The sequence below is a fragment of the Agrobacterium vitis genome (genome assembly GCF_013337045.2).
Classification (GTDB): Bacteria; Pseudomonadota; Alphaproteobacteria; order Rhizobiales; family Rhizobiaceae; genus Allorhizobium; species Allorhizobium vitis_B.
This window is the reverse complement of record NZ_CP118259.1, coordinates 2,642,495-2,664,331: the sequence shown is the minus strand read 5'-3', so window position 1 is coordinate 2,664,331 and position 21,837 is coordinate 2,642,495. Positions and strand designations below refer to the sequence as shown.

General features: G+C 59.0%; 20 protein-coding genes and 1 pseudogene. 9 read left to right on the top strand and 12 right to left on the bottom strand.

Annotation, left to right across the window (positions count from 1 at the left end; translation table 11 throughout):
• Window positions 1-7: 7 nt before the first annotated feature.
• From G6L01_RS12900 to G6L01_RS12880, 5 genes and pseudogenes are all read left to right on the top strand, one after another.
• Window positions 8-1,063: pseudogene (locus tag G6L01_RS12900) on the top strand (tetratricopeptide repeat protein); the annotation flags it as partial.
• A 413-nt stretch (window positions 1,064-1,476) separates the two neighbouring features.
• Window positions 1,477-2,277 carry an inositol monophosphatase family protein gene (locus G6L01_RS12895; RefSeq protein ID WP_071206546.1) on the top strand — a complete coding sequence of 267 codons (801 nt, stop codon included), beginning with the start codon at window positions 1,477-1,479 and terminating at the stop codon, window positions 2,275-2,277.
• 183 nt (window positions 2,278-2,460) lie between these two features.
• Complete coding sequence (locus tag G6L01_RS12890; protein ID WP_070166731.1) at window positions 2,461-3,474, top strand: flagellar motor protein MotA; 1,014 nt, start codon at window positions 2,461-2,463, stop codon at window positions 3,472-3,474.
• A gap of 3 nt (window positions 3,475-3,477) precedes the next feature.
• On the top strand, window positions 3,478-4,509 hold the full coding sequence (locus tag G6L01_RS12885) for a peptidoglycan -binding protein (protein ID WP_070166729.1): 1,032 nt from the start codon (window positions 3,478-3,480) through the stop codon (window positions 4,507-4,509).
• 254 nt (window positions 4,510-4,763) lie between these two features.
• Window positions 4,764-6,422, top strand: a complete 1,659-nt coding sequence (locus G6L01_RS12880) for an FAD-binding dehydrogenase (RefSeq protein WP_070166728.1) — start codon at window positions 4,764-4,766, stop codon at window positions 6,420-6,422.
• A 4-nt stretch (window positions 6,423-6,426) separates the two neighbouring features.
• Here G6L01_RS12880 and G6L01_RS12875 read toward each other — a convergent pair whose 3' ends face one another.
• Window positions 6,427-8,229 (bottom strand): ABC transporter transmembrane domain-containing protein, encoded by a 1,803-nt coding sequence (locus G6L01_RS12875; RefSeq protein WP_070166726.1) that lies wholly within the window; start codon window positions 8,227-8,229, stop codon window positions 6,427-6,429.
• 190 nt (window positions 8,230-8,419) lie between these two features.
• Between G6L01_RS12875 and rpmE the strand changes: the two genes are divergently transcribed.
• Window positions 8,420-8,641 carry a 50S ribosomal protein L31 gene (gene rpmE, locus G6L01_RS12870; RefSeq protein ID WP_015917049.1) on the top strand — a complete coding sequence of 74 codons (222 nt, stop codon included), beginning with the start codon at window positions 8,420-8,422 and terminating at the stop codon, window positions 8,639-8,641.
• Window positions 8,642-8,848: 207 nt separating this feature from the next.
• Here rpmE and rcdA read toward each other — a convergent pair whose 3' ends face one another.
• The 3 genes from rcdA to G6L01_RS12855 all read right to left on the bottom strand — a co-directional run bounded on the left by rcdA (window position 8,849) and on the right by G6L01_RS12855 (window position 11,254).
• The gene (gene rcdA / locus G6L01_RS12865) at window positions 8,849-9,364 is read right to left on the bottom strand and encodes a protease adaptor protein RcdA (protein ID WP_015917048.1); all 516 of its coding nucleotides are present in this window, start codon (window positions 9,362-9,364) and stop codon (window positions 8,849-8,851) included.
• Window positions 9,365-9,772: 408 nt separating this feature from the next.
• Complete coding sequence (locus G6L01_RS12860) at window positions 9,773-9,967, bottom strand: DUF1192 domain-containing protein (RefSeq protein WP_070166724.1); 195 nt, start codon at window positions 9,965-9,967, stop codon at window positions 9,773-9,775.
• 3 nt (window positions 9,968-9,970) lie between these two features.
• On the bottom strand, window positions 9,971-11,254 hold the full coding sequence (locus G6L01_RS12855) for an MFS transporter (RefSeq protein WP_070166722.1): 1,284 nt from the start codon (window positions 11,252-11,254) through the stop codon (window positions 9,971-9,973).
• Between the two features lie 342 nt (window positions 11,255-11,596).
• Between G6L01_RS12855 and G6L01_RS12850 the strand changes: the two genes are divergently transcribed.
• Complete coding sequence (locus G6L01_RS12850) at window positions 11,597-11,857, top strand: hypothetical protein (protein ID WP_174089264.1); 261 nt, start codon at window positions 11,597-11,599, stop codon at window positions 11,855-11,857.
• Window positions 11,858-12,041: 184 nt separating this feature from the next.
• On the opposite strand, the gene G6L01_RS12845 is transcribed toward G6L01_RS12850, so the two are convergent.
• The 3 genes from G6L01_RS12845 to G6L01_RS12835 all read right to left on the bottom strand — a co-directional run bounded on the left by G6L01_RS12845 (window position 12,042) and on the right by G6L01_RS12835 (window position 14,591).
• Window positions 12,042-12,368, bottom strand: a complete 327-nt coding sequence (locus tag G6L01_RS12845) for a hypothetical protein (RefSeq protein ID WP_070166719.1) — start codon at window positions 12,366-12,368, stop codon at window positions 12,042-12,044.
• A 105-nt stretch (window positions 12,369-12,473) separates the two neighbouring features.
• On the bottom strand, window positions 12,474-13,643 hold the full coding sequence (locus G6L01_RS12840; protein WP_139190350.1) for an HPP family protein: 1,170 nt from the start codon (window positions 13,641-13,643) through the stop codon (window positions 12,474-12,476).
• Between the two features lie 30 nt (window positions 13,644-13,673).
• Window positions 13,674-14,591, bottom strand: coding sequence for a PhzF family phenazine biosynthesis protein (locus G6L01_RS12835; protein WP_070166717.1), 918 nt, complete (start codon window positions 14,589-14,591; stop codon window positions 13,674-13,676).
• A 27-nt stretch (window positions 14,592-14,618) separates the two neighbouring features.
• Between G6L01_RS12835 and G6L01_RS12830 the strand changes: the two genes are divergently transcribed.
• Window positions 14,619-14,750 carry a hypothetical protein gene (locus G6L01_RS12830; RefSeq protein WP_272950995.1) on the top strand — a complete coding sequence of 44 codons (132 nt, stop codon included), beginning with the start codon at window positions 14,619-14,621 and terminating at the stop codon, window positions 14,748-14,750.
• A gap of 2 nt (window positions 14,751-14,752) precedes the next feature.
• On the opposite strand, the gene G6L01_RS12825 is transcribed toward G6L01_RS12830, so the two are convergent.
• From G6L01_RS12825 to G6L01_RS12810, 4 genes are all read right to left on the bottom strand, one after another.
• Window positions 14,753-15,778, bottom strand: coding sequence for a class I fructose-bisphosphate aldolase (locus G6L01_RS12825; RefSeq protein ID WP_070166716.1), 1,026 nt, complete (start codon window positions 15,776-15,778; stop codon window positions 14,753-14,755).
• A gap of 185 nt (window positions 15,779-15,963) precedes the next feature.
• Complete coding sequence (locus G6L01_RS12820) at window positions 15,964-17,166, bottom strand: phosphoglycerate kinase (protein ID WP_070166713.1); 1,203 nt, start codon at window positions 17,164-17,166, stop codon at window positions 15,964-15,966.
• Between the two features lie 119 nt (window positions 17,167-17,285).
• Window positions 17,286-18,110 carry a TIGR00282 family metallophosphoesterase gene (locus G6L01_RS12815; protein WP_015917040.1) on the bottom strand — a complete coding sequence of 275 codons (825 nt, stop codon included), beginning with the start codon at window positions 18,108-18,110 and terminating at the stop codon, window positions 17,286-17,288.
• 13 nt (window positions 18,111-18,123) lie between these two features.
• Window positions 18,124-18,702, bottom strand: a complete 579-nt coding sequence (locus G6L01_RS12810) for a 5-formyltetrahydrofolate cyclo-ligase (RefSeq protein ID WP_070166712.1) — start codon at window positions 18,700-18,702, stop codon at window positions 18,124-18,126.
• A 311-nt stretch (window positions 18,703-19,013) separates the two neighbouring features.
• Here G6L01_RS12810 and G6L01_RS12805 point away from each other — a divergent pair, with 311 nt between their 5' ends.
• Entirely contained in the window at window positions 19,014-21,056 is a 2,043-nt protein-coding gene (locus tag G6L01_RS12805) for a methyl-accepting chemotaxis protein (protein WP_070166710.1), read from the top strand.
• Between the two features lie 67 nt (window positions 21,057-21,123).
• On the opposite strand, the gene G6L01_RS12800 is transcribed toward G6L01_RS12805, so the two are convergent.
• Window positions 21,124-21,765 carry an FMN-binding negative transcriptional regulator gene (locus G6L01_RS12800; protein ID WP_070166709.1) on the bottom strand — a complete coding sequence of 214 codons (642 nt, stop codon included), beginning with the start codon at window positions 21,763-21,765 and terminating at the stop codon, window positions 21,124-21,126.
• Window positions 21,766-21,837 lie beyond the last annotated feature (72 nt).

Below are 21,837 nucleotides of genomic sequence, written 5' to 3'. Positions count from 1 at the left end.
GAGCGAAATCGAGGCGCCGGTCGTTCCTGACGTTAAAACGGCTCCCGAAAAGACCTCTGGCTCTGACGAGACAAATGGTTTTGTCAGGCCGAGCGGGCTTTCCGGTCCGGTCTCGGGTGAGGACGCTGGCAAGGTACAGCGGCCGGGTATTAAGGATGCGGGACCGGCTGGCGGCATTACGCTGATGGAGCGCATGGGCATTCCGCTACCGGATCTTCCGCCGGAAAAGCCCTATACCGGCAAGGTCGATCTTGCCTATGGTGCGTTCCAGCGCGGGCTGTTTGCCACGGCCTTCGATTACGCCCTGCCGCTCGCCGAAAAGGGCGACCCCGCCGCGCAGACATTGCTTGCCGAGCTGATGACCCGTGGTCTGGCGGTCAAGCGCGACATGAAGGGAGCGGCCTTCTGGTATGCCAAGGCTGCAAAGGGTGGTGATCCCGCTGCAATGTTTAAATATGCGCTGATGTTGATCGAAGGGCGCTATGTCTCGCCGGATCGCAAGCTGGCCGATGACTATATGCGCCGGGCAGCGGAAGCGGGCAATGCGTCGGCCCAGTTCAACTGGGCGCAATTGCTGGTCTCGGAAAATCCCGGCAAGAAGGGATTGCTGCTGGCGCTGCCTTTCTACGAGCAATCGGCGGAACAAGGCATCGCCGATGCGCAATATGCCGTTGCACAGATTTATCGCAACCTGCCAGACGTTCCGGCGGAAAAGCGCCAACTGGCGCGCGAATGGCTGGTGCGGGCGGCGCGTGCCGGTTTCGATACCGCCGAGCTTGATATTGGCATCTGGTTGATCAACGGCATTGCCGGGCCGCAGGATCTGGAACAGGGCTTCAAATGGTTGAGGATTGCTGCCAATCGCGGCAATGTCGCGGCCCAGAACCGGTTGGCGCATGTCTATGTGGCGGCGCTCGGCACGAGGCCCGATCCGGTCGAGGCGGCGAAATGGTATGTGCTGTCGCGTCGGGCGGGCCTTGCCGATCCGGCGCTTGAGGATTTCTATCTCGGCCTGCCGGACAGCCAGCAGAAACAGGCAATCGAAGCGGCCAACAAATACCGGACCGGCCAGCACAGATTGGGCCGCCCGGTATCGAAGGCGCAAGGCTCCACGCCCGGCAAAAATGGGGCGAGGGACGAGGTTAGCGACATCATCAGCAAGGCTGCAAAGCCGGTGACGCCACCGCCCATCGATCCGACCGGGCTTCCGGGTGTCTCCGTGCCGCCAATCGGGGGGCAGATGCAAAATGGCGTCCCCAAAAATGATGCAGACAAGGATGAAAATCCGGGCGACGGCACTGATGTGCCGGATCAGCCGCCAGCCGCCCCCTGAATCGCGCAGGGACTTGAATTGCGCCAGATTTTGTGGTCTTGAACCGCTCAATCTTTGCACGCCGCTAAAAGGGCCGCGCCCGACCTCCATCCGGGTGATGGCGTATGACGGCCTGCTGCATCATTCAGTCTAAGGAAACCGCTATGGCTCGCTCAGCCCTTCTCAATGTCATGGTCCAGGCCGCCGTCAAGGCCGGGAAATCCCTGTCGCGCGATTTTGGCGAAGTGCAGAACTTGCAGGTTTCGGTCAAAGGCCCCGGCGATTTCGTGTCCCAGGCCGATATGAAGGCTGAAAAACTGGTGCGCGAAGACCTGCTGAAGGCCCGCCCCACCTATGGTTTCCTCGGGGAGGAGGGCGAAGAGATCAAGGGGACCGATGGCGCGCACCGCTGGATCGTCGATCCGCTGGATGGCACCACCAACTTCCTGCACGGCATTCCGCAATTTGCCGTCTCCATCGCCCTGGAGCGCAATGGCGAAATCGTCGCGGGCGTGATCTTCAACCCTGCTACCGACGAGCTTTACACCACCGAAAAGGGTGGCGGTGCCTTTCTTAACGATCGCCGCATTCGCGTTGGCGCCCGCAAGGCGCTGTCGGATTGCGTGATTGGTTGCGGCATGCCGCATCTGGGTAAGGGCAATCACGGCAAGGCGCTGTTGGAACTGCGCCATGTGATGGGCGAAGTGGCTGGCGTGCGCCGCATGGGGGCAGCCGCTCTGGATCTTGCCTATGTCGCCTGCGGCCGGTTCGACGGTTTCTGGGAAACGGGCCTGCATGCCTGGGATATCGCCGCTGGCCTGTTGCTGATCCGCGAAGCGGGCGGCTTCGTCAGCGATATGGCAGGCGGAACCGATAGTCTTGACCGGGGCGACATTGTCGCGGGCAATGAATATATCCAGAAGGCGCTGCTGGAAGTGGTCAAGCGGCCCTTGCCAAAGGCTTGATCAGCTCGGAGGAGGCGTCGCTTTTTCGGCGCTTTCCTAAAAGCGTCGGTTTTCGCTTCAATTCGACATGAATTTGAACTAGCCTCCGTCCACTTCACGTTGCCTGGGCCGAGCCTTTCAGAGGCTTGACCCTTGGTTTGCGTAAGGGATCGACCGCTTGCCTGTAATGGAGACGTGCTGCCAATGACGGATGTGGATGTGGACGCCCCGGACGCTGAACCGGCCCGTTACGGCTCGAAACTCTCAAGCCCGGCACCCATTATTCTGACGATGCTGATCTTTCTGATCCTCATCGGGTTCATTGCGGCCATCCTGTTTCGGCAGGCCGAACAGGCATTTTACACCAATCCGGGCCTGAATGGTCTCATTCTCGGGGTATTGGCCGTCGGCATCATCCTGATTTTCGCCCATGTGGTCGGGCTGATTTCGGAAGTGCGCTGGTTCAATCATTTCCAGCGATCCGGCACTGCCGATAAGTCGGGACGTGAGCCGAAATTGCTGGCGCCGATGCGCTCCCTGCTGGGCAATCGCCGCTCGACGGGGCTGTCGACAACGCTGTTGCGCTCCATTCTCGATTCGATTGCCACAAGGCTGGACGAAGCGCGCGATACATCGCGCTATCTGATCGGCCTTCTGGTGTTTCTCGGCCTGCTCGGCACATTCTGGGGCCTGATCGGCACGATCAGCTCGATCAGCAATGTCATCCAGACATTGGATGCCGGCTCGGGCGGGCAGGGCAGTGATGTGCTGCAAACCCTGAAAAACGGGCTTTCCGCGCCGCTTGCCGGCATGGGTACGGCGTTTTCCTCGTCGCTGCTTGGTCTGTCCGGCTCGCTGATCCTCGGTTTTCTCGATTTGCAGGCTGGCCGTGCCCAGAACCGGTTCTATACGGAGCTGGAAAACTGGCTGTCTTCCGTCACCGATACCGGTTCCGATCAACCTGTACCGTCAGGCGTTTCCGGTCACGACATCGAGCGGTTGCTGGAGCAGATGAAAAAGATCGCCCAGCAGCCTGCCTCCGGCTCCGATCGTTCTGCGGCAGCGCTGAGCGGTTTGTCAGACGGTATTCAGGGCCTGGTCAAGAACATGCGCAATGAGCAACAGATGCTGCGCGACTGGATCGAAGCCCAGCAGGAAGACACCCGCGCCATGCGCAAGGCGCTGGACCGGCTGAACGACAAGCTCGGGAGCAAGTAGACCATGGCCCTGGGGCGCAACCGCAAGCGGGATCGCGGCGCCGATTATTGGCCGGGCTTTGTCGATGCCTTATCGACCCTGCTAATCGCCATAATGTTCCTGCTCACCGTTTTCGTGGTGGCGCAATTCGTGCTCAGCCGGGAAATTTCCGGCAAGGACGAGGTGTTGAACCGGCTGAACAACCAGATTGCCGAACTGACGCAAATGCTGGCGCTGGAAAAAGGCGGCAAGCAGGATCTGGAAGACGCGCTGGCCAACCTGCAATCCTCGCTGGATACGTCCGAGAAGGAACGCAGCCGCTTGCAATCGCTGCTCGACACCGGCGCCGGAAATTCGGCCCAGGCCCAGGCGAAGATTGGCGAGTTGAGCGGCAAGCTCGATGAGCAGCAGCAGGTCAGCGCCCGTGCCATGAGCCAGATCGATCTGTTGAACCAGCAGATCGCCGCACTTCGCGCCCAAATTGCTGCGGTCGAACAGGCCTTGCAGGCCTCGGAGGCCAAGGACCAGAATTCGCAAGCGAAAATCGCTGATCTCGGACGGCGGCTGAATGTGGCCCTGGCCCAGAAGGTGCAGGAACTCAATCGCTATCGCTCCGACTTTTTCGGACGTCTGCGCGAAATTCTGTCGGACCGTCAGAATATTCGCATCGTCGGCGACCGTTTCGTGTTCCAGTCAGAAGTGCTGTTTCCCTCCGGCGGGGCCGACATGAACCCGCAAGGCCAGGAGGAAATGGTCAAGCTCGCCAATGCGCTCATCGACCTTGCCAAGGAAATTCCCCCTGATATCAACTGGGTGCTGCGCGTCGACGGCCATACGGACAATGTCCAGCTTTCAGGCAATGGCCGCTATCCCGACAATTGGGCGCTGTCGGCTGCCCGCGCCGTCTCGGTGGTCAAGTTCCTGATCTCCAAGGGCGTCCCCGCCGACCGTCTGGCTGCTGCCGGTTTCGGCGAATTCCAACCGATTGCCCCGGGCGACACGCCTGAAGCCCGCGCCCAGAACCGGCGGATCGAGCTGAAACTGACGGAGCGGTGAGACAGGCAGATGAATGGGTGTGGCTCTTGGCTTTGCCCTTCGTCCGCCTGCCGATATTTTCTGCTCCCATGTCCAATAAAAGAGCGACAAAGTTATACGAATTGTACGCCTGAGCGGAGCTTTTAAACCCCTCGCCAAACAAGAGCTTTTGAAGAGTACAACCTGTCTTACGCTTGCTCTATTTTGACGTTCGCGTAAAAGTAAGTTTTTCTGCCAGGGAGAGAATGGCAGCGAAATGTGCTTGGGAGGGCGTGATGGACGAGTTCGACGTGATCGTGGTTGGCGCTGGGCTGGCGGGGTTGGTTGCGGCAACCGAGGCGGCGGGGCGGGGCTTGACGGTCTGCATCGTCGATCAGGAGGGGGAGCAGAACCTGGGCGGGCAGGCTTTCTGGTCGCTGGGCGGTTTGTTTTTCATCGACAGTCCCGAGCAACGCTTGATGCGGGTGCGTGACAGCCTGGCGCTGGCCGAGCAGGACTGGTTTGGCTCGGCAGGCTTTGACCGGCCGGAGGATCATTGGCCTCGACGTTGGGCGCAGGCCTATCTGCACTTTGCCGCGGGTGAGAAACGGGCATGGCTGCATCAGATGGGCATGCGCTGGTTCCCGGTTGTTGGCTGGGCGGAGCGGGGAGGGCAGCTTGCCGATGGCCATGGAAATTCGGTGCCGCGCTTCCATGTTACCTGGGGGACAGGGCCGGGCGTGCTGGAACCGTTCCTCAAATTGGCAAAGACGCTGGCCGAGGCCGGGCGCATCACCTTCCGCTTTCGCCATCAGGTCGATGCGCTGGAGCGCCGGGACGGGCGGGTGACGGGCGTCTCCGGCACAGTGCTGGCCAATGATGCGGTTTTACGGGGCGAAAAGAGCAGCCGTCAGCCTTTCGGCAATTTCACCTATTCCGCGCAGGCGGTCATTGTTGCGTCCGGTGGCATTGGTGGTAACCATCAACTGGTGCGGCAGAACTGGCCGGTCGACCGGCTGGGTCAGCCACCTGCCACCATGGTTTGCGGCGTGCCTGCCCATGTTGATGGGCGTATGATCGCCATTACCGAGCAGGCGGGCGGCAGTGTCATCAACCGCGACCGCATGTGGCATTATACCGAGGGTGTGAAGAACCACGACCCGATCTGGCCGGATCATGGCATTCGTATTCTGCCGGGCCCATCCTCCTTCTGGTGCGATGCCGATGGCAATCGGCTGCCATCGCCCGCCATGCCGGGGTTTGATACGCTTGCCACGCTGAAAATCCTGCGTGAGCGGGGCAGTGATTATAGCTGGTTCATCCTGACCGAGGCGATCATCAAGAAGGAATTCGCACTGTCAGGCTCGGAGCAAAACCCGGATCTGACCGGCCGCAATATCCGCCTCCTGCTGAAGCGGCTCGGCAAGCGCCCGACCGGTCCGGTCCTGGCCTTCATGGAGCGGGGTGAGGATTTTGCCGTCAGCACGGATCTGGAGGAACTGGTGGCGAAGATGAACGCGATCAGCGGAGAGAGCCGGTTGGACCCTGCCCATCTCCGCCGCCAGATCGAGGCGCGGGACCGGGAGATCGCCAACACTTTCAGCAAGGATGCGCAGATCACCGCCATCAGAGGCGCCCGGCGCTATCTTGGCGATAAATTGATGCGGACTGCTGCACCGCATCGGCTGCTCGATCCGGCCAAGGGCCCGTTAATCGCCGTGCGCCTGCATATCTTGACCCGCAAGACATTGGGCGGTTTGCAGACCGACCTTGAGGGCAGGGTGCTGGAAATGTCCGGCGAGCCGGTGCCTGGCCTTTATGCGGCAGGCGAGGTCTCAGGCTTCGGCGGTGGCGGCATGCACGGCTATAACGCGCTGGAAGGCACATTTCTCGGCGGCTGCCTGTTTTCCGGAAGGGTGGCGGGCCGCAATGTTCTCGCGGCCAGCCCGTCCTGATGGGTTACTTCGCTTCTGCCAGGAAATCCTGCGCTCCGCTCTGGAATTGCAGCCGGGCCAGCCGGGCATAGATGCCGCCCTGCTGGATCAGGCTTTGGTGGGTACCCTGTTCCACCACCTTGCCGTCATCGATGACCAGAATCCGGTCGGCTTTCAGCACGGTGGCCAGCCTGTGGGCAATGACGATGGTGGTGCGCGATTTCATCAGCTCGTCCAGTGCCTTCTGCACCAGCGTCTCGCTTTCGGCATCCAGCGCCGAGGTCGCCTCGTCCAGCAGCAGGACCGGCGCATCCTTCAGGATGGCGCGGGCAATGGCGATACGCTGGCGCTGGCCGCCTGACAGCGTGATGCCACGCTCACCGACCTGCGTGTCAAAGCCATGGTCTAGCCGGTCGATGAATTCGGTGGCCTGGGCGGCGCGGGCAGCAACGATTACCGCCTCGCGGCTGGCATCGGGGCAGCTGAAGGCAATATTATCGTGGATCGTGCCGGAAAAGATCGTCACATCCTGGGGTACGATGGCAATGCTGCCGCGCAATGCCTCCGTTGACACGTCGCGCAGATCACTGCCATCAAGACAGATGCGCCCGCTTGTCGGATCGTAGAAGCGCAGGATCAGCGAGAAGATCGTGCTTTTGCCTGCGCCGGAGGGACCGACGATCGCCACGGTTTCCCCGGCATCGACGGCAAAGCTCAGGCCTTTGACGGCGGAGCGCCCCGGGCGGCTGGGATAGGAAAACTCGACATTCTCAAACCACACTTCGCCGCGCGCAGGGGTGGGCAAGGGTTTTGGATGGTCTGGCGATTGCACGGCAGAGACCTCGGCCAGCAGCTCCGTCAGCCGTTCGGCGGCCCCGCCGGCCTGCATCAATTCGCCCCAGACCTCGGACAATTGGCCAAGCGATGAGGCGGCAATGACGGAATAGAGCAGGAATTGGCCCAGGGTTCCCGCCGACATCGTACCGCCCAACACGCTTTGGGCGCCATACCAGAGCACGCCGACAATGCTGCCGAATACCAGCGTGATGGCGACGCCGGTCAGGATGGCGCGCGAGCGTGTGGCGATGCGGGCGGCCTGGAAAGCCTGTTCGACGGCGGCGCCGTAACGGGCGCTGGCAGCGGCCTCGCCGTTGAAGGCCTGGACCGTGCGGGCAGCCCCGATGCTTTCGCCAGCAAAGGCTGCGGCCTCTGCCAGCCTGTCCTGGGCAAGGCGGGAGCGGCGGCGCACCGAGCGGCCAAAGGCAATCAGCGGAAAGACGATGACGGGAATGGCAGCAAGCACCATCACCGACAGTTTCGGGCTGGTATAGATCATCATGCCCATGGCGCCGAAACACATGATGATATTGCGCAATGCCACCGAAGCGCTGGCGCCGACGGCGGATTTGATCTGGGTGGCGTCGGCTGTCAGCCGCGAGACGATTTCGCCCGATTGGTTGACGTCGAAAAACGCAGGTGACAGGCGGCTGACATGATCGAACACTTCGCGGCGGATATCCGAGACGATCCGCTCGCCAATGGTGATGACATAATAATAGCGCAGCGCGCTGGACGCGGCCATGATCAGCGCCAGAACGATCAGCATGGCAAAATACTTGTTGATGAAACCGGCATCGGCAGAGGCCATGCCGTGGTCGATCATCCGGCGCACGGCCAGCGGCAGCGCCAGCGTGGTGACGGCGGCGAGAGCCAGAAACACCAGGGCGGCCAATGCCATGCCGCGATACCGCATCAGGTAAGGGTTGAGCCTGGCGAGAGGCTTCAGACTACGGCTCGATTTTGCCTGGCGTTCTTGGTTTTCCGACACTGATCCCTACTCCGCCCCTGCCATCCCAGCTTATGCGCTGGGGGCCTTGTTATCCTTGCGACCTTCATGTATAGGCAGCCCATCAAATTGGGAAGCCCGCGACATTACCAGTCTCCGGCTTCATGTATTGAATTGGGTCGGCTGACGCAATTGCGGCAAATAGACCCCCCGGCACATCAGGAAGACCGTCATGAAGGCTAACATTCATCCCGAATACCACAAGATCAAGGTCGTCATGACCGATGGCACCGAGTACGAAACATTTTCGACCTGGGGCACCGAAGGTCAGGTCATGAACCTCGACATCGACTCCAAGTCGCATCCGGCCTGGACCGGCGGCAACCAGCAGCTCATGGACCGCGGCGGTCGTCTCTCCAAGTTCAACAAGCGTTTCGGCGGCCTCGGCCTCTAAGTCATCGTTTGCATGTCTTCCAAAAAAGCCCGGTCCCTCGACCGGGCTTTTTTGGTTTGTACGGCGCGTTAATGCCTTTTCTGATTATGCATCCTCAATCCTGCGTACCAACACGAAAAACCCGGCTCTGCAGGGCAGGCCGGGTTTTAAAAATCCGAGATTACCACGCAGAACTCATCCGTCTGCATGGTGTCTAAGCAAAGATGCTCAGTTGGCGTTGAAGGCCGTGCGCAGCAGGTTCAACTGGGCCTGGACGCTGTTCTCATTGTCCGGCACGATGGATGTGTCATTCGGGCGATAGATTTCGCGGTCCAGCAGGGCAATCCGGTTCTGCAGGCGCAGCGAGCGTTCGATCAGGTCGCGGAAGGATTCCGGCAGATCATTCCAGCCTGGCGCGTTGCGGTCGACATTGAAGCCATCCAGACGGACCTTGCTCTTTTCGGAAATCACCTGGTCGCGTGACATTTCGCCATTATTGACGGCGCGCTGCAACAGGAGCCAGGAAGCCATCTGCATCAGGCGCGTGGTCAGGCGCATGGATTCAGCTGCATAGAGCACGGAGGCCATGCGGGGCAGAACCTTCGCAGCAGAACGGCCGGGGCCGTCAAGATATGCGGCGGTTTCTTCGACCAGCCCCATGCCTTCTGCATAGGTCGCCTTGAACTGCGACGACGAAGCCGCGCGCCCGGCAAAGCTGACCGTATTCAATCCAAGTTCCGACATCGACATTTTCCCTGTCTTACGCATCACTTATTGACGTAGCGCGGCGGTTAACGAAGTCCAGCGCCAATTTCATGGGCGAACGATGCTACCAATACCCCAAATGCGCAAGTCGTTTCTTAAGAAAGGGTTAATTCCCACAGTTTTAGGTAAAGTCGAAAGGCATAAAAAAAGAGCCGCAAAAGCGGCTCTCAAGGTAAAACAGGGAGAAAAATCAGACCAAATCGCCATTTGGTGAAACCGTCTGAATCCAGAAGAACCGGACAGGTTATACATTCGCATAAAATGCTTAATATTGTGTTAATACTGCATCGGGATAGATCAAAGCGGCGTTGCTAGCCGTGACATATGGGGGTTCAATGGGCGAACTTTACCATATTGCGCAGCTGTAATATTTTGAACCATGCCCTGCTACTTTAAAGGGCGAAACAGCGATTCAGCTGCCGCTTTTCCAGCCATCTTGCTGGATTTTTCCGTCTCGAGACGGGCGATTTCCTGTTTTAGCAAAGTGATTCGCATCTCCAGTTCGCTTGCCGACAGGAGAGAAAGGTCGCAGCCGATCTCGTGTTCCGGTGGTTTGCGCGGGCGGTCTGGGTCTTCCATCATGGCTCATGCCTCCTTGTTTGCTGGCTCTTCACCACTGATGTCCATGCGTTCAGCTCTTGGGTCAAGTGTTGCCGATTGCGGGGTGGCCATCATGGTCGAGACCGGGCCATGGCCTGTGGAAAAATTCTCTTTTTCCTCGGAGGTGAGGGTGGGGCGCAACCGGCTGCGGAAAATCGCATAGGCAACCAGCAGAGCATGGGCGGTGGCGGTGACCCCAAACAATGCATAGGGACCGAACCATGTCATGACAGGGCCGCCGATGGTCGGGCCGATAATCGTACCGATGCCAAACAGCAGCAGCAGGCCGCCGGACACTTTGACGAAATCGCCGCTGTCGGCAAAGTCATTGGCATGGGCCACAGCAATCGGATAGAGCGAATTGGCCGCCGCCCCATAGAGCGCCACAAGCGGGATCAGGATAAAGGCGGCCTGTGGCCGTACCACCAGAAGCAGAAGGGCGGCCACCAGGGCGACCGAGGCAATACCGGCCAGAACATAGCGCCGGTCCGTATGGTCTGACAGGCGGCCAGCCGGAAACTGGGCGGCCGCACCGGCAAAGATCGTAATGCTCAACATGCTGGCAATCATCACATCCGGCAGGCCGACGCGGGCGCCGAACACCGCCACCAGGGTGCCGTAAGCGCCGTTGGCAATGCCGATCAGCAGAATACCGACAAAGGACACGGGCGAATTTCGATAGAGTTTCGGCAGATCCAGCTTGACGGATTTCAACGGCTGCGGCGAGGCGGCGTTGGACATGGTGGTGGGCAGCATGGCCAGGCAATAGAGAATGCCGCAGATCATGAACAGCGTCGGCGTGTGAATATTGCCGAAAGCCACCATCATCTGGCCGCCGACCACCCCGAACAGGGTGACGGAAATGTAGAAGGAAAAGATCGAGCCACGGCTCTCGTTGCTGGCCCTCTCGTTCAGCCAGCTTTCGATGATCATCGAGGTGCCGGCGGTGCAAAAGCCGGTCAGCGTTCGCAGGGCAACCCATGAATATTGCTCGACGACCAGGCCGGTGATCAGCGAAATGATGGCGATAATGGCGATGAAGCAGGAAAAGGCCCGGACATGGCCAACCCGCATCACCAGCTTGGGCGCAATGAAACAGCCAAGCACAAAGCCCGCCGCCCAGGACGTACCGAGCAGGCCGAGCACTTCGTTGGAATAGCCTTCAAAGGACCCACGCACCGGCAGAAGCAGCCCGTGCAGGCCATTGCCAAGGAACAGAAAAAGCGTGCCAAGCAAGAGGGAGAGAACAGGAAGCAGGTTTCGGGTCATGCAAAATCACTTCGGAACGGGTCGAGGCGAAGGCCAAGCGTGGCAGGTCGCGGAATGCGTGGGGCCATTATTCCCCGGAATGGGGTCGATTTATGAATTATGGCAAACTGTCGTTACTGCGACGTTACAGCAGGTGATTTTCGAGCTATACCAAGGGTCATTGAAAATGACTCTTGGTATTCCCTTTGCAAATATCTCAAGCCTCTGCTGCGTTTGAGATATTTGCAATGCCTTCAAGACGAGGATGCGTGAGCATCTTCGAGACTTGGTATTATGGGTATGGCGCAAACCACCAGATGATGGCCAAGCAAAGCCTGCTTCCCTTTGCCCGGTGATATCAGTATGACCGAGGACAAGCGCTTTATTCCTGCTAAAATGCGTTGGCTTCGTAGAGGTAGCGACCAAAGACATGAACAAGGCAATATCCGCCTTTCTGATCCTGGCGATGGCCGTGCAACTGATCCGGCCGCTCGGCTTGCCATTCCTTCGAAAGCGCAGCGACTTCTGGAAGCTTGCAGTGCTGGCCTTTATTATATGGACTGTAACACTGCTGGTGCGGCCTTAGAGCATCGGACCGAAAAGTGGGAACCGGTTTTCGGATAAATCCGATGCGTAAACAAAAACTTAGAGCATCGTTCCGATTCCTATTTTCGGTCCGATGCTCTAAGGTATGGTGCAAGCTTTCAGCATTTGTTTTCTTGCTTGAGGTCTGTGGTTTATCGCAAAACCGCTGCAGATTTTTGCGCTGCCTACACCGCCGTGTACCCACTATGGTGGATGACTGCATTCAGAATTTCTTGGGGCAGATGAAGTCGAGAAATTGTGCCATAAGTCCAGTGTTTTCAATTGCGGGCATATAGGCCGTCACCTCGCATGATGCGCGACTGCCCTCGACAGCATCGCATTTGGCAATCCCACCATTGCTGCTGCGTGGAAGCGCCTGATCCAATCGTTCCAGATCTGCCTTGGCAAGATGAGCTCTAAATTGGTCCAGCAGTTCGAGTTGATCTGCTGGCGCGGTATCGGTCGCCTTGGCTTGCGCGCAGGTGGTTGGTGGGGCAGGGAAATCAGGCGTTTGTGCCGCAGCCAACATGATTGCCATCACAAAAAGCATCGCCTCTCCTCCAAAGCAGGACCGCCCGTAGGCGAATGGAAACGATTTTTTATGGCCTTAATTTGCTGTTGGCCTGATATGAAAGGTCATTCTCAATGATTTTTCCTATTTCGCTTTCTGGTTTGAGGCCTGCACCATGGCCATCAATACATCTGTTTGGGCGATCATGCCGATCAGCTTTGCCTGGGCGTTGATGACAGGCAAATGATGTAGGGCCGCTTCGGCAAAGGTGACGATTGCTTCGGACAGCGGTGCGTCGGGCGTGACGGTGCGCACCGGTGTGGTCATGATGTCCTTGACCGTGCCGTTTGGCGCAGAGGCGCCTTGCAAGGCCAGCGCCAGCCGTCGGCCAAGACCGATCACCGGCTTGCCCCGTGACCAGCTTGCCTTGTCCATCAGGTCGGTCTGCGTGACGATGCCGAGAATGGTGGCGTCTTCGGCGGTCACCGGCAAAGCCTTGACGCGGCTTTGGCGCAGGCGGTGCAGCGCCTCGCTCAGCGTGGTATCGGGGGAGAGGGCGGCAATGCCCGCAATCATCACCGCGCCGCAGGTCGTATGGCTGCTGCGACGGCGATAGGCGCGCAGCTCCGTGCGGCGCAGGATATCCTCTAGGTCGTCGCGGTCGATGTCGAGAAAGGCATCGTAATCCTTCAGGACGTCATCGAGATCGCGGCGCTGGAAGCCTGCGGTATCAGCAATGCCGGGCGTTTGCGGCAAAGCAGGCTTGGCGCGATGCGGATAACGGCGGCCCGCAAGCCGGTTATAGAGCAGCGCGCTGGCCAGAAGCAGCAGGGAATTGCCAGCCACCGGCCAGAGCACGAAGCCATAGCCGAGCGCATGAATGCCCGGACCGCCGAGCACGGCAGTCAGCGCGATGGCGCCGCTTGGCGGATGCAGGCAGCGCAACGCAATCATCGCGGCAATCGCACCGCCGATGGCGAGCGCGCTGGCAAGCAGCAGATCCGGCACCCATTGTGCTACGGTCACACCAATCAATGCGGCGCAAAGATTGCCCCCAAGGATTGACCAGGGTTGGGCAAGCGGACTGGTGGGGACTGCAAACAGCAGCACGGCGGAGGCTCCCATCGGCGCGATCAGCACCGGCAGGCTTGTAGCTTGCTCCGGCCAAAAATATCCCAACAAAAAGGCACTGATGAAGCCGGTGACCAGAATGCCCAGCGCCGCGCCAAGGGCGGAGCGGGCCTGTTCTGAAGAACTGATCGGCGCCACGTCCGGGATCAGATGCTTCCATGCGTCCCGCAGAGCTGATTGCATTGCTGGTTTTCCGTTTCTGTATGGCGTGGATCAACGATCAATGCTGAGCGTGCCCTGCATGACGGTCACAGCGTGGCCTGAAATCTCGGTTCGGATGACGTTGCCGTCCGCTTTCTGGACGGTGACTGTTATCAGGCTGCGGCGACCCATTTCAACACCCTGTTCGATCACCAGCGTCTGGTCAAGATCGGCTTCCGGTGCCCGCTGTGCCAGATAGGCGGCAAGTGCCGCCGAGGCGCTGCCGGTCGCCGGATCTTCCGCGACATTGTCGAAAGGTGAAAACATCCGGGCGCGGATATGGTTTTCCGACATCCGGCAATAGAGGAAGGTTGCGCCATCCGTTTCCTGGTCGGCATGGATTTCGACCAGACGGCCGAGAGCGGCAAGATCAGGCTTGCTGCGGCCAAGGGCGACGAGATCGGTCAACTCCGCTGCGATGAATTTCAACCCTACCGAGATAAAGGCCGGAGCATGGTTTGCGGTTTGAATGTCACTCTCAGCCAAGCACATGGCGGCGGCCAGATCGGCCGTTGCCACCGGGCCGCTGACAAAAAGAGGCTGGGGCGCACGGATGCGGGCATTCACCAGACCATTGTCATCGCGGCTCAGTTGAACGGTGACGAGACCGGCTTTTTCCTCAAAGCGCAGATCGTCGCCAAGGGACTGGCCGAACAAGGTCGATTGGCCCGCAAGGGCGATGGCGGTGCCAACATTGGGATGACCGGCAAAAGGTATTTCCATGACAGGCGTGAAGATTCGCACCTGCGCGGTATTGGCCGCGTCTGTCGGAGGCAGGACGAAGGTGGTTTCAGAATAGCCGAACTCGGCGGCAATGGCCTGCATCGTCGCATCCGACAGCCCGCGCCCATCGAGAATGACCGCCAGAGGATTGCCGCGAAACCGCTCAACGGTAAAGACGTCGAGCGTGATGAAAGGAATGGAGATCATGGTTGGCCTTGCTGCCGGTGATACGTAATGAACAACCGTGATCTTGATAGCAGCGGCTTTGCCGAAATGAAGATGAAATCCTGTCAGGGTGACAAGAAAAAAGCCCCACCGGTTGTGGTGGGGCTTCAATGTGCAGGATCAAATCTGTTCGATGCGTGACCTCAAGCGGCCTTTTCCAGGTCCTGTTTCCAGGTGCCAGTCGCGGCCAAGCTGTTCATGCGGGCGCGGTGGGTGAAGGCACGCTGACCGGCGGCAACATTTTCGCTGCGGCCACCCCAAGTCTTAATGGCGCTATCCTGAAGGGCGCGGCCATAGGAATAGGTCAGGGTCCAGGGCATGTCGTAACCGGCATTCATCGCGGAGAGATGCGCGGTTGCTTCCTCTGTGCTCTGGCCGCCGGACAGGAAGGCGATGCCGGGAACGGAGGAAGGAACCGTTGCCTTCAGCACCTTGACGGTCGCAGCTGCAACTTCTTCGACAGAGGCCTTGCGGGCATTCTTGCCGTCGATGATCATGTTGGGCTTCAGGATCATGCCTTCGAGATTGACGCGGGCGTCGTAGAGATCCTGGAACACGGTGCGTAGCACCCATTCCGTCACTTCGGCACATTTGGCAATGTCGTGGGTACCCGGTGCGCCATCCATCAGCACTTCCGGCTCAACGATCGGCACGATGCCGGCTTCCTGGCACAGGGCGGCATAATAGGCGAGCGCCTGGCTATTGGCTTTGATCGAACCCCAGGTCGGTAGGCCATCGGCAATGGCGATAACGCCGCGCCACTTGGCAAAGCGGGCACCGGCCTTGTAGTAATTGGCGAGACGCTCACGCAGGCCGTCCAGGCCTTCCGTCAGGGTTTCGCCCGGGAAACCGGCCATTGGCTTGGCGCCGGTATCGACCTTGATACCTGGGATGGAGCCGGCGGCCTTGATGATGTCAACGAAAGGCGTGCCGTCGGCAGCCTTCTGGTACAGCGTCTCTTCATAGAGAATGACGCCGGAAATGTATTTTTTCATTGCCTCGTCGGAGCGAAACAGCATTTCGCGGTAGTCGCGGCGGCTGGTTTCGGTGGATTCGAGGCCAATCGTGTCGAAACGCTTCTTGATGGTGGACGTGGACTCGTCCGCTGCCAGAAGGCCCTTGCCATCGGCCATCATCTTGACGGCGATGTCTTCAAGTCTCTCACTCATGTCCTAATGCTCCCAAAAACGTTACCACTGGTTATCGCGTAACAGATGTTGTTCAGGAGGAAAATGGGGCCTTAAGTCATTGAAACGATTGAAATCGTTTCAATCGTTTTAAAATTCAATGTTTTTTAAAAGAAATTCAGGTGCGGCATTTGTTCCATGCCGCACCTCACTTTTTTCGTCGGTTGTTAAGCCGGGTGGGTCAATACGGCAACGCCGGGCAGTTCCTTGCCTTCCATCCATTCCAGGAAAGCGCCGCCTGCGGTCGAAACATAGGAAAAGTCGTCGGCAACACCGGCATGGTTGAGCGCCGAGACCGTGTCGCCGCCACCAGCTACCGAGACCAGCTTGCCAGCCTTGCTGCGCTCTGCGGCATGTTTTGCGGCAGAGACGGTGGCGGTGTCGAAGGGGGGGATTTCAAAGGCGCCGAGCGGGCCGTTCCAGACCAGCGTTGCCGCTTTGGTGATCCAGTCATTGATGACCGCCACCGATTGCGGGCCGACATCGAGCATCATCGCGTCAGCGGGAATGGCCGAGACATTGACGGTTTCATTGGCGGCATTGGCCTTGAACTCGCGGGCGACGACGCCGTCGATCGGCAGCACGATGGTGCAGCCAGCGGTTTCGGCCTCGATCATGATTTGCTTGGCGGTTTCTGCCAGGTCGTGTTCGCACAGCGATTTGCCGACAGAGATTCCTTGGGCAGCGATGAATGTATTGGCCATGCCGCCGCCGATAACAAGCGCATCGACCTTCTTGACCAGGTTCATCAGCAGGTCGATCTTGGAGGAAACCTTGGCGCCGCCGACAATGGCAACCACCGGATGGGTCGGCTTGCCGAGGCCCTTTTCCAGCGCTTCCAGTTCGGCCTGCATGGTACGCCCTGCATAGGCGGGCAGAATATGGGCAAGCCCTTCCGTGGAGGCATGGGCGCGGTGGGCAGCGGAAAAGGCGTCATTGACGTAGATGTCGCCGTTCTTGGCGAGTTCCGCGGTAAAGTCGGCGTCGTTCTTTTCCTCGCCCTTGTGGAAGCGGGTATTTTCCAGAAGCAGGATATCGCCGTTGTTCAGGGCGGCAACGGCCCTTTCGGCCGGTTCGCCAACGCAGTCTTCGCCAAACGCGACCGCCTGATCCAGCACTTCCTCGACGGCGGAAATGATCTGGGACAGCGACATATCGGCAACCGGCTCGCCCTTGGGACGACCGAAATGGGCCAGCAGGATAACCTTGGCGCCCTTGGCCGACAGTTCCTTGATAGTCGGGGCGACGCGCTCGATGCGGGTTGCATCCGTCACCTTGCCGCCGGAGACGGGCACGTTCAGGTCGACGCGCAACAGTACGCGCTTGCCGGCGATATCGGTGAGATCGTCAAGTGTCTTGAAAGCAGGCATGGTGAGTTTCCCGTGTTGACTGTCGTTACGGTGTTGCGCGGGACCTTACACCGGTCTCGGCAAGAGGCAAGATTGATCGGGCTGTTGCCCGGCGCAATCAGGATATGAAGCCGACGGCTTCAGGCCCAGAAAGCGGGTATGGTCTCAGTGAGTCGCGGGCCGATGCGCAAAGGCGCGATCTTTTCGGCAAGGCCTGTACTGTCGGAAATCTCGACGCCGACGCCGCAGATCGTCGCCGGGCCGTGGGCTGCTTCAAACCGGCCCTTGGGCATTTTTGAAATGAAGCGGTTCAGCGGCTCTTCCTTTTCCATGCCGAGCGACGAATCATAATCGCCGCACATGCCGGCATCCGACATATAGGCGGTGCCGCCATTGAGAATCTGGTGGTCGGCGGTCGGCACATGGGTATGGGTGCCGACCACGAAACTGGCGCGGCCATCAACGAAATGGCCGAAACATTGTTTTTCGCTGGTGGCCTCGGCATGGAAGTCGAAGATGATGGCGTCGGCCTGTTCCTTCAGGGGGCAGGCGGCAAGAATGGTTTCCGCCGATTTGAACGGATCGTCCAACTCGGGATGCATGAACACCCGGCCCATGATATTGGCGACCAGCACGCGCGCGCCATTGCGGGCATAATAGAGACCGGACCCTTTGCCGGGCGTTCCTGCCGGATAATTGGCCGGGCGCAGGAACTGGTCGTGGCGGCCTGAAAAGGTGATCGCTTCCTTCTGGTCCCAGACGTGGTTGCCGGTGGTGACGACATCGGCGCCAGCATTGATGGTTTCGAGGAAAATATCCTCGGTAATCCCGAAGCCGCCAGCGGCATTTTCGCCATTAACGATTACGAAATCCAGTTTCAGGTCGGAGACCAGGCCGGGCAGCTTTTCCCAAACCGCCGTGCGGCCTGTCTTGCCAACCATGTCGCCCAGAAAAAGCAGCCGCATTCCTTAAATCCAGTCAGGTCTTGAAGTTCTTGTATCCACTTTCCGTCAAAATGGCATGCAAAGCGACGTCATGGGGTTCGAAAGGCACATCTGCCACTTCCTGACAGTCAAATGCAATGCCGATCAGAAGCGGATTAAGGCCTTTCTGATGCAAACGAGCAATCGCCCGGTCGTAATGGCCTGCTCCATAGCCGATCCGGTTGCCATGCTGGTCGAAAGCGGCCAGCGGAATCAGCAGGACTTGTGGATCGACCGCCTCTGCCTGGGGGCCAGGACCGCGCGTGCCAAAACCGGTATCGATCAGCGGGTCGTCCGTGCGCCATTGCCGGAAGCAGATCGTCTGGCGATCAAGAACCACGGGCAGGCAGAGATTGGCACCGCGCTGGCCCAACATCTCCATCAACGGTTGCGCGTCTACTTCAGAGCGGATCGGCAGGAAGCCGGAAATCATGATACCTGGGGCAATCTCGATGGCGCCGGCGCCGTGATGGGCAATTGCTGTCGAATGATCGGCGCGAATATGCGCAGGAATTGCATCCCTGCGGGCAAGGCTTTGTTGGCGCAAATGGTTTTTTGTACTGTCCGAGGGCATGTGTTCTCTCTTTGTTAGCAGTTGTTTAACCATAACCGCTCTTTGTTTTGCAAGAGCAGGTCACGATGGAACATTTTTTAATTCAGTAAAAACTAATTTAGAATGAGATTTATTTAGTTGTATAATCATATAATTGCACTTTTTTACTAATCGATGGGCGCTGCAAGTGTCCCACATTGCGGCCATTTCTCCCTGGGTGGAACGCAACGGTCTTCCGGGTGACGGGATGGAGAAAGGTCTGTGACAATCTTGCCTTAACACTCATCAAATATTTTGGGCTCAAGGGACGACAAATATTTGAGGGTTTGGCAATGAAATTTCTATCCCGTTTCGGGCTGGTCGGGACGATCACTGTTGTGACGACCCTGATATTGGTTGTATCTCTGGGCGCTGTTGCCTGGACGATTTCGCGTCAGGTTCATGAGCGTGTGACGCAGCAGGCCATTGACAGCCAGAACAGCAGCCTGCGGGTCGCGGCCACGTTGCTGGAGCGCGATGTGCCTGGCGTCAAGGTCAGCTGGGGCAGGGATGGCAATGTTGAACGCATCTCGGCGCAGACGCTGCCAGCGCAATTTGCCAATCATGACACGATCGATTCCATTGGCCGGATGACAGGCCAGACGGCGACATTGTTTACCCTGGACGAAGCGACCAAGGGTTACATTCGCCGCACAACCAATATCATCAAGCCGGATGGCCAGCGCGCCGTCGGCACGCCACTCGATCCAACGGGTGCAGTCTATTCGGCCCTCATCAAGGGTGAGACGTATCGTGGTCAGGCCGCCATTCTCGGCACGGATTACTATACGATCTACAAGCCCATCATCAGTTCCTCCGGCTCGGTCATCGGCATTCTCTATGCCGGTGTGCGTGTTGCTGAAATTGCCGGTATCAGCGATCAGATGGCGCAGGCCGTGGCGATTACGGCGGGTATCGCTTTGCTGGTCTCTCTCCTGCTGATGGTGTTCATCACCCGTAAGACCATGCGCCCGATTCCGGAGCTGACAGCGGCGGCATCCAGTCTTGCCGATGGTCGGACCGATGTTGAAGTTCCGCATCAGAGCTTGCGCAACGAGATTGGCGCTCTGGCCCGGGCGCTGGAAGTTTTCCGCGAAGATGCGCTCAAGAAGCTGCAACTGGAACAGGACGCCAACGAAACGCGGGCGCGCAACGACCTGGAACGGGCCGAGCGTGAGGCTGAAAAGGATGCGGATGCCGCCAATATCCGAAACTGTGCCGATATGCTGGCGGTTGCCATGAACCGCCTGAGCACCGGCGACCTGACGACGCGGATTGACCAGTCGTTTATCCCTGAACTTGAACCGCTCCGGGTCGATTTCAACAATTCGGTCAACAATCTCAGCCTGGCCTTCGCGCGTTTGCGCAATGAGGCCATGTCGGTTGAGGCCAGCGGCAATGAAATGCGCAGCGCCGCAGGCGCGCTTGCCAGCCGCACCGAGCAGCAGGCAGCCTCGCTGGAAGAGACCTCGGCAGCGCTTGAACAGGTCACCGGCACGGTGCGCAGCGCCGCCGACCGTGCCCAACAGGCCGCGGCCCTTGCTGCCGATGCCCAGGTCAGTACCGAAGGCTCTTCCCAGGTGGTGGCCGATGCAGTTTCGGCCATGGGCCGGATCGAACAGGCCTCGAGCGAAATTTCCAAGATCATCAATGTGATCGATGAAATCGCTTTCCAGACCAATCTTCTGGCATTGAATGCCGGTGTCGAGGCCGCAAGGGCTGGCGAAGCGGGCAAGGGCTTTGCCGTTGTCGCACAGGAAGTGCGCGAGTTGGCCCAGCGCTCCGCCAATGCCGCCAAGGATATCAAGACGTTGATCAGCAAATCCGGCACGGAAGTGGCTGGTGGCGTCAGGCTGGTGCGCGAAACCGGCGATGCGCTTGGCGCGATTTCCCAACAGGTATCGATGATCAATGGTCTGATTGCCGAGATTGCTACGTCTTCGCGTGAGCAGAGCACCGGCTTGCAGGAGATCAACACTTCCGTCAACCATATGGACCAGTTCACCCAGAAAAACGCCGCCATGGTGGAAGAAACCACCGCCGTCACCCACAAGCTCGCTGAAAGCGCCACCACATTGGTCAGCCTGATTGCCGAGTTCAAGGTTCCGGGCGAGGCCGCATCCTGGGCGCCAAGCCAACAGCCAGCACCTGCACCACGGGCACCTGCCGCCAAGCCTTTGGCCGCATCGCGCATCAAGCCTGCCCAGCCCACCTCCCGCCCGGTCGGTTCTCCGGCGCGCTCGATGATGGGCAAGCTGGCCAGCGCCTTCACCGGCGGTTCTTCAGCCACCGCGGCCTCAAGCGCCTCCGGTGGTAATAATTGGGAAGAATTTTAAGCAGTAGCGGCAGCTTCCATCGTTTCGACAGGATGGAAGCTGCCGCGATATTTCTTTCCCTTTAGACTTAGCTCTTGGCGCGACGCATCAGCGCGGCCATGGCGTCGGCCTGGGGCGTTTGTTGCCCGCCAAGTCCATCCAGCACGCCTTGCCGGTCGATGTCGGTTCGGTTCTGGCTGGCCTTGAGCTTACCCTCCAGGCTGGCAATCTCCAGTTCCACGCCAACGATGCCCCGCATCTGGGCGGCCACGAATTTTTCCGGTGCATCATCGACGGCCCAGGGGTGCAATTCTGATGCTTCCTGCTGGTCGGTGAGCAGTCGCACCTGGCTCAGCAACCAGGCCGGATCATGGTGGGTTCGCATAGAGCCCCGGACCTGCACGGTCTGGTAATTCCAGGTCGGCACGACTTTGCCGCTCTCCTGCTTGCTCGGATACCAGTTGGGTGACACGTAATGATCGGCCCCCATGAAGCTGACCAGAACGTCGGCGCCTGCCTCGATCTCCTGCCATTGCGGGTTTGCCCGCGCCATATGGGCGATCAGACAGTCTTGTCCTTGCGCATTGCCAGCCCGGCGCAGGAAAAACGGCAGAGGATTGGCGATCAGCCCGCCGCTGCCAGCAGTAATCAGCAGGCCAAGCGGGTTCGATTCTATGAAGCTGAAAAGCGCATCATGATCAGTCTGGCGGAAATGGGGAGTTTGATACACTGGTTTGTTCTTTATGGATGTTCTCTTGATGACACGGGTGCAAATATGCATCGCGACGTCAAATCAACAAGA

Bases quoted from the DNA above. Each gene is read 5' to 3' on its own strand.
- G6L01_RS12895 (WP_071206546.1), top strand. From the start codon at position 1,477: ATGGCTCGCTCAGCCCTTCTCAATGTCATGGTCCAGGCCGCCGTCAAG.
- G6L01_RS12890 (WP_070166731.1), top strand. From the start codon at position 2,461: ATGACGGATGTGGATGTGGACGCCCCGGACGCTGAACCGGCCCGTTAC.
- G6L01_RS12885 (WP_070166729.1), top strand. From the start codon at position 3,478: ATGGCCCTGGGGCGCAACCGCAAGCGGGATCGCGGCGCCGATTATTGG.
- G6L01_RS12880 (WP_070166728.1), top strand. From the start codon at position 4,764: ATGGACGAGTTCGACGTGATCGTGGTTGGCGCTGGGCTGGCGGGGTTG.
- rpmE (WP_015917049.1), top strand. From the start codon at position 8,420: ATGAAGGCTAACATTCATCCCGAATACCACAAGATCAAGGTCGTCATG.
- rcdA (WP_015917048.1), bottom strand. From the start codon at position 9,364: ATGTCGGAACTTGGATTGAATACGGTCAGCTTTGCCGGGCGCGCGGCT.
- G6L01_RS12860 (WP_070166724.1), bottom strand. From the start codon at position 9,967: ATGATGGAAGACCCAGACCGCCCGCGCAAACCACCGGAACACGAGATC.
- G6L01_RS12855 (WP_070166722.1), bottom strand. From the start codon at position 11,254: ATGACCCGAAACCTGCTTCCTGTTCTCTCCCTCTTGCTTGGCACGCTT.
- G6L01_RS12850 (WP_174089264.1), top strand. From the start codon at position 11,597: ATGACCGAGGACAAGCGCTTTATTCCTGCTAAAATGCGTTGGCTTCGT.
- G6L01_RS12845 (WP_070166719.1), bottom strand. From the start codon at position 12,368: ATGCTTTTTGTGATGGCAATCATGTTGGCTGCGGCACAAACGCCTGAT.
- G6L01_RS12840 (WP_139190350.1), bottom strand. From the start codon at position 13,643: ATGCAATCAGCTCTGCGGGACGCATGGAAGCATCTGATCCCGGACGTG.
- G6L01_RS12835 (WP_070166717.1), bottom strand. From the start codon at position 14,591: ATGATCTCCATTCCTTTCATCACGCTCGACGTCTTTACCGTTGAGCGG.
- G6L01_RS12830 (WP_272950995.1), top strand. From the start codon at position 14,619: ATGAACAACCGTGATCTTGATAGCAGCGGCTTTGCCGAAATGAAGATG.
- G6L01_RS12825 (WP_070166716.1), bottom strand. From the start codon at position 15,778: ATGAGTGAGAGACTTGAAGACATCGCCGTCAAGATGATGGCCGATGGC.
- G6L01_RS12820 (WP_070166713.1), bottom strand. From the start codon at position 17,166: ATGCCTGCTTTCAAGACACTTGACGATCTCACCGATATCGCCGGCAAG.
- G6L01_RS12815 (WP_015917040.1), bottom strand. From the start codon at position 18,110: ATGCGGCTGCTTTTTCTGGGCGACATGGTTGGCAAGACAGGCCGCACG.
- G6L01_RS12810 (WP_070166712.1), bottom strand. From the start codon at position 18,702: ATGCCCTCGGACAGTACAAAAAACCATTTGCGCCAACAAAGCCTTGCC.
- G6L01_RS12805 (WP_070166710.1), top strand. From the start codon at position 19,014: ATGAAATTTCTATCCCGTTTCGGGCTGGTCGGGACGATCACTGTTGTG.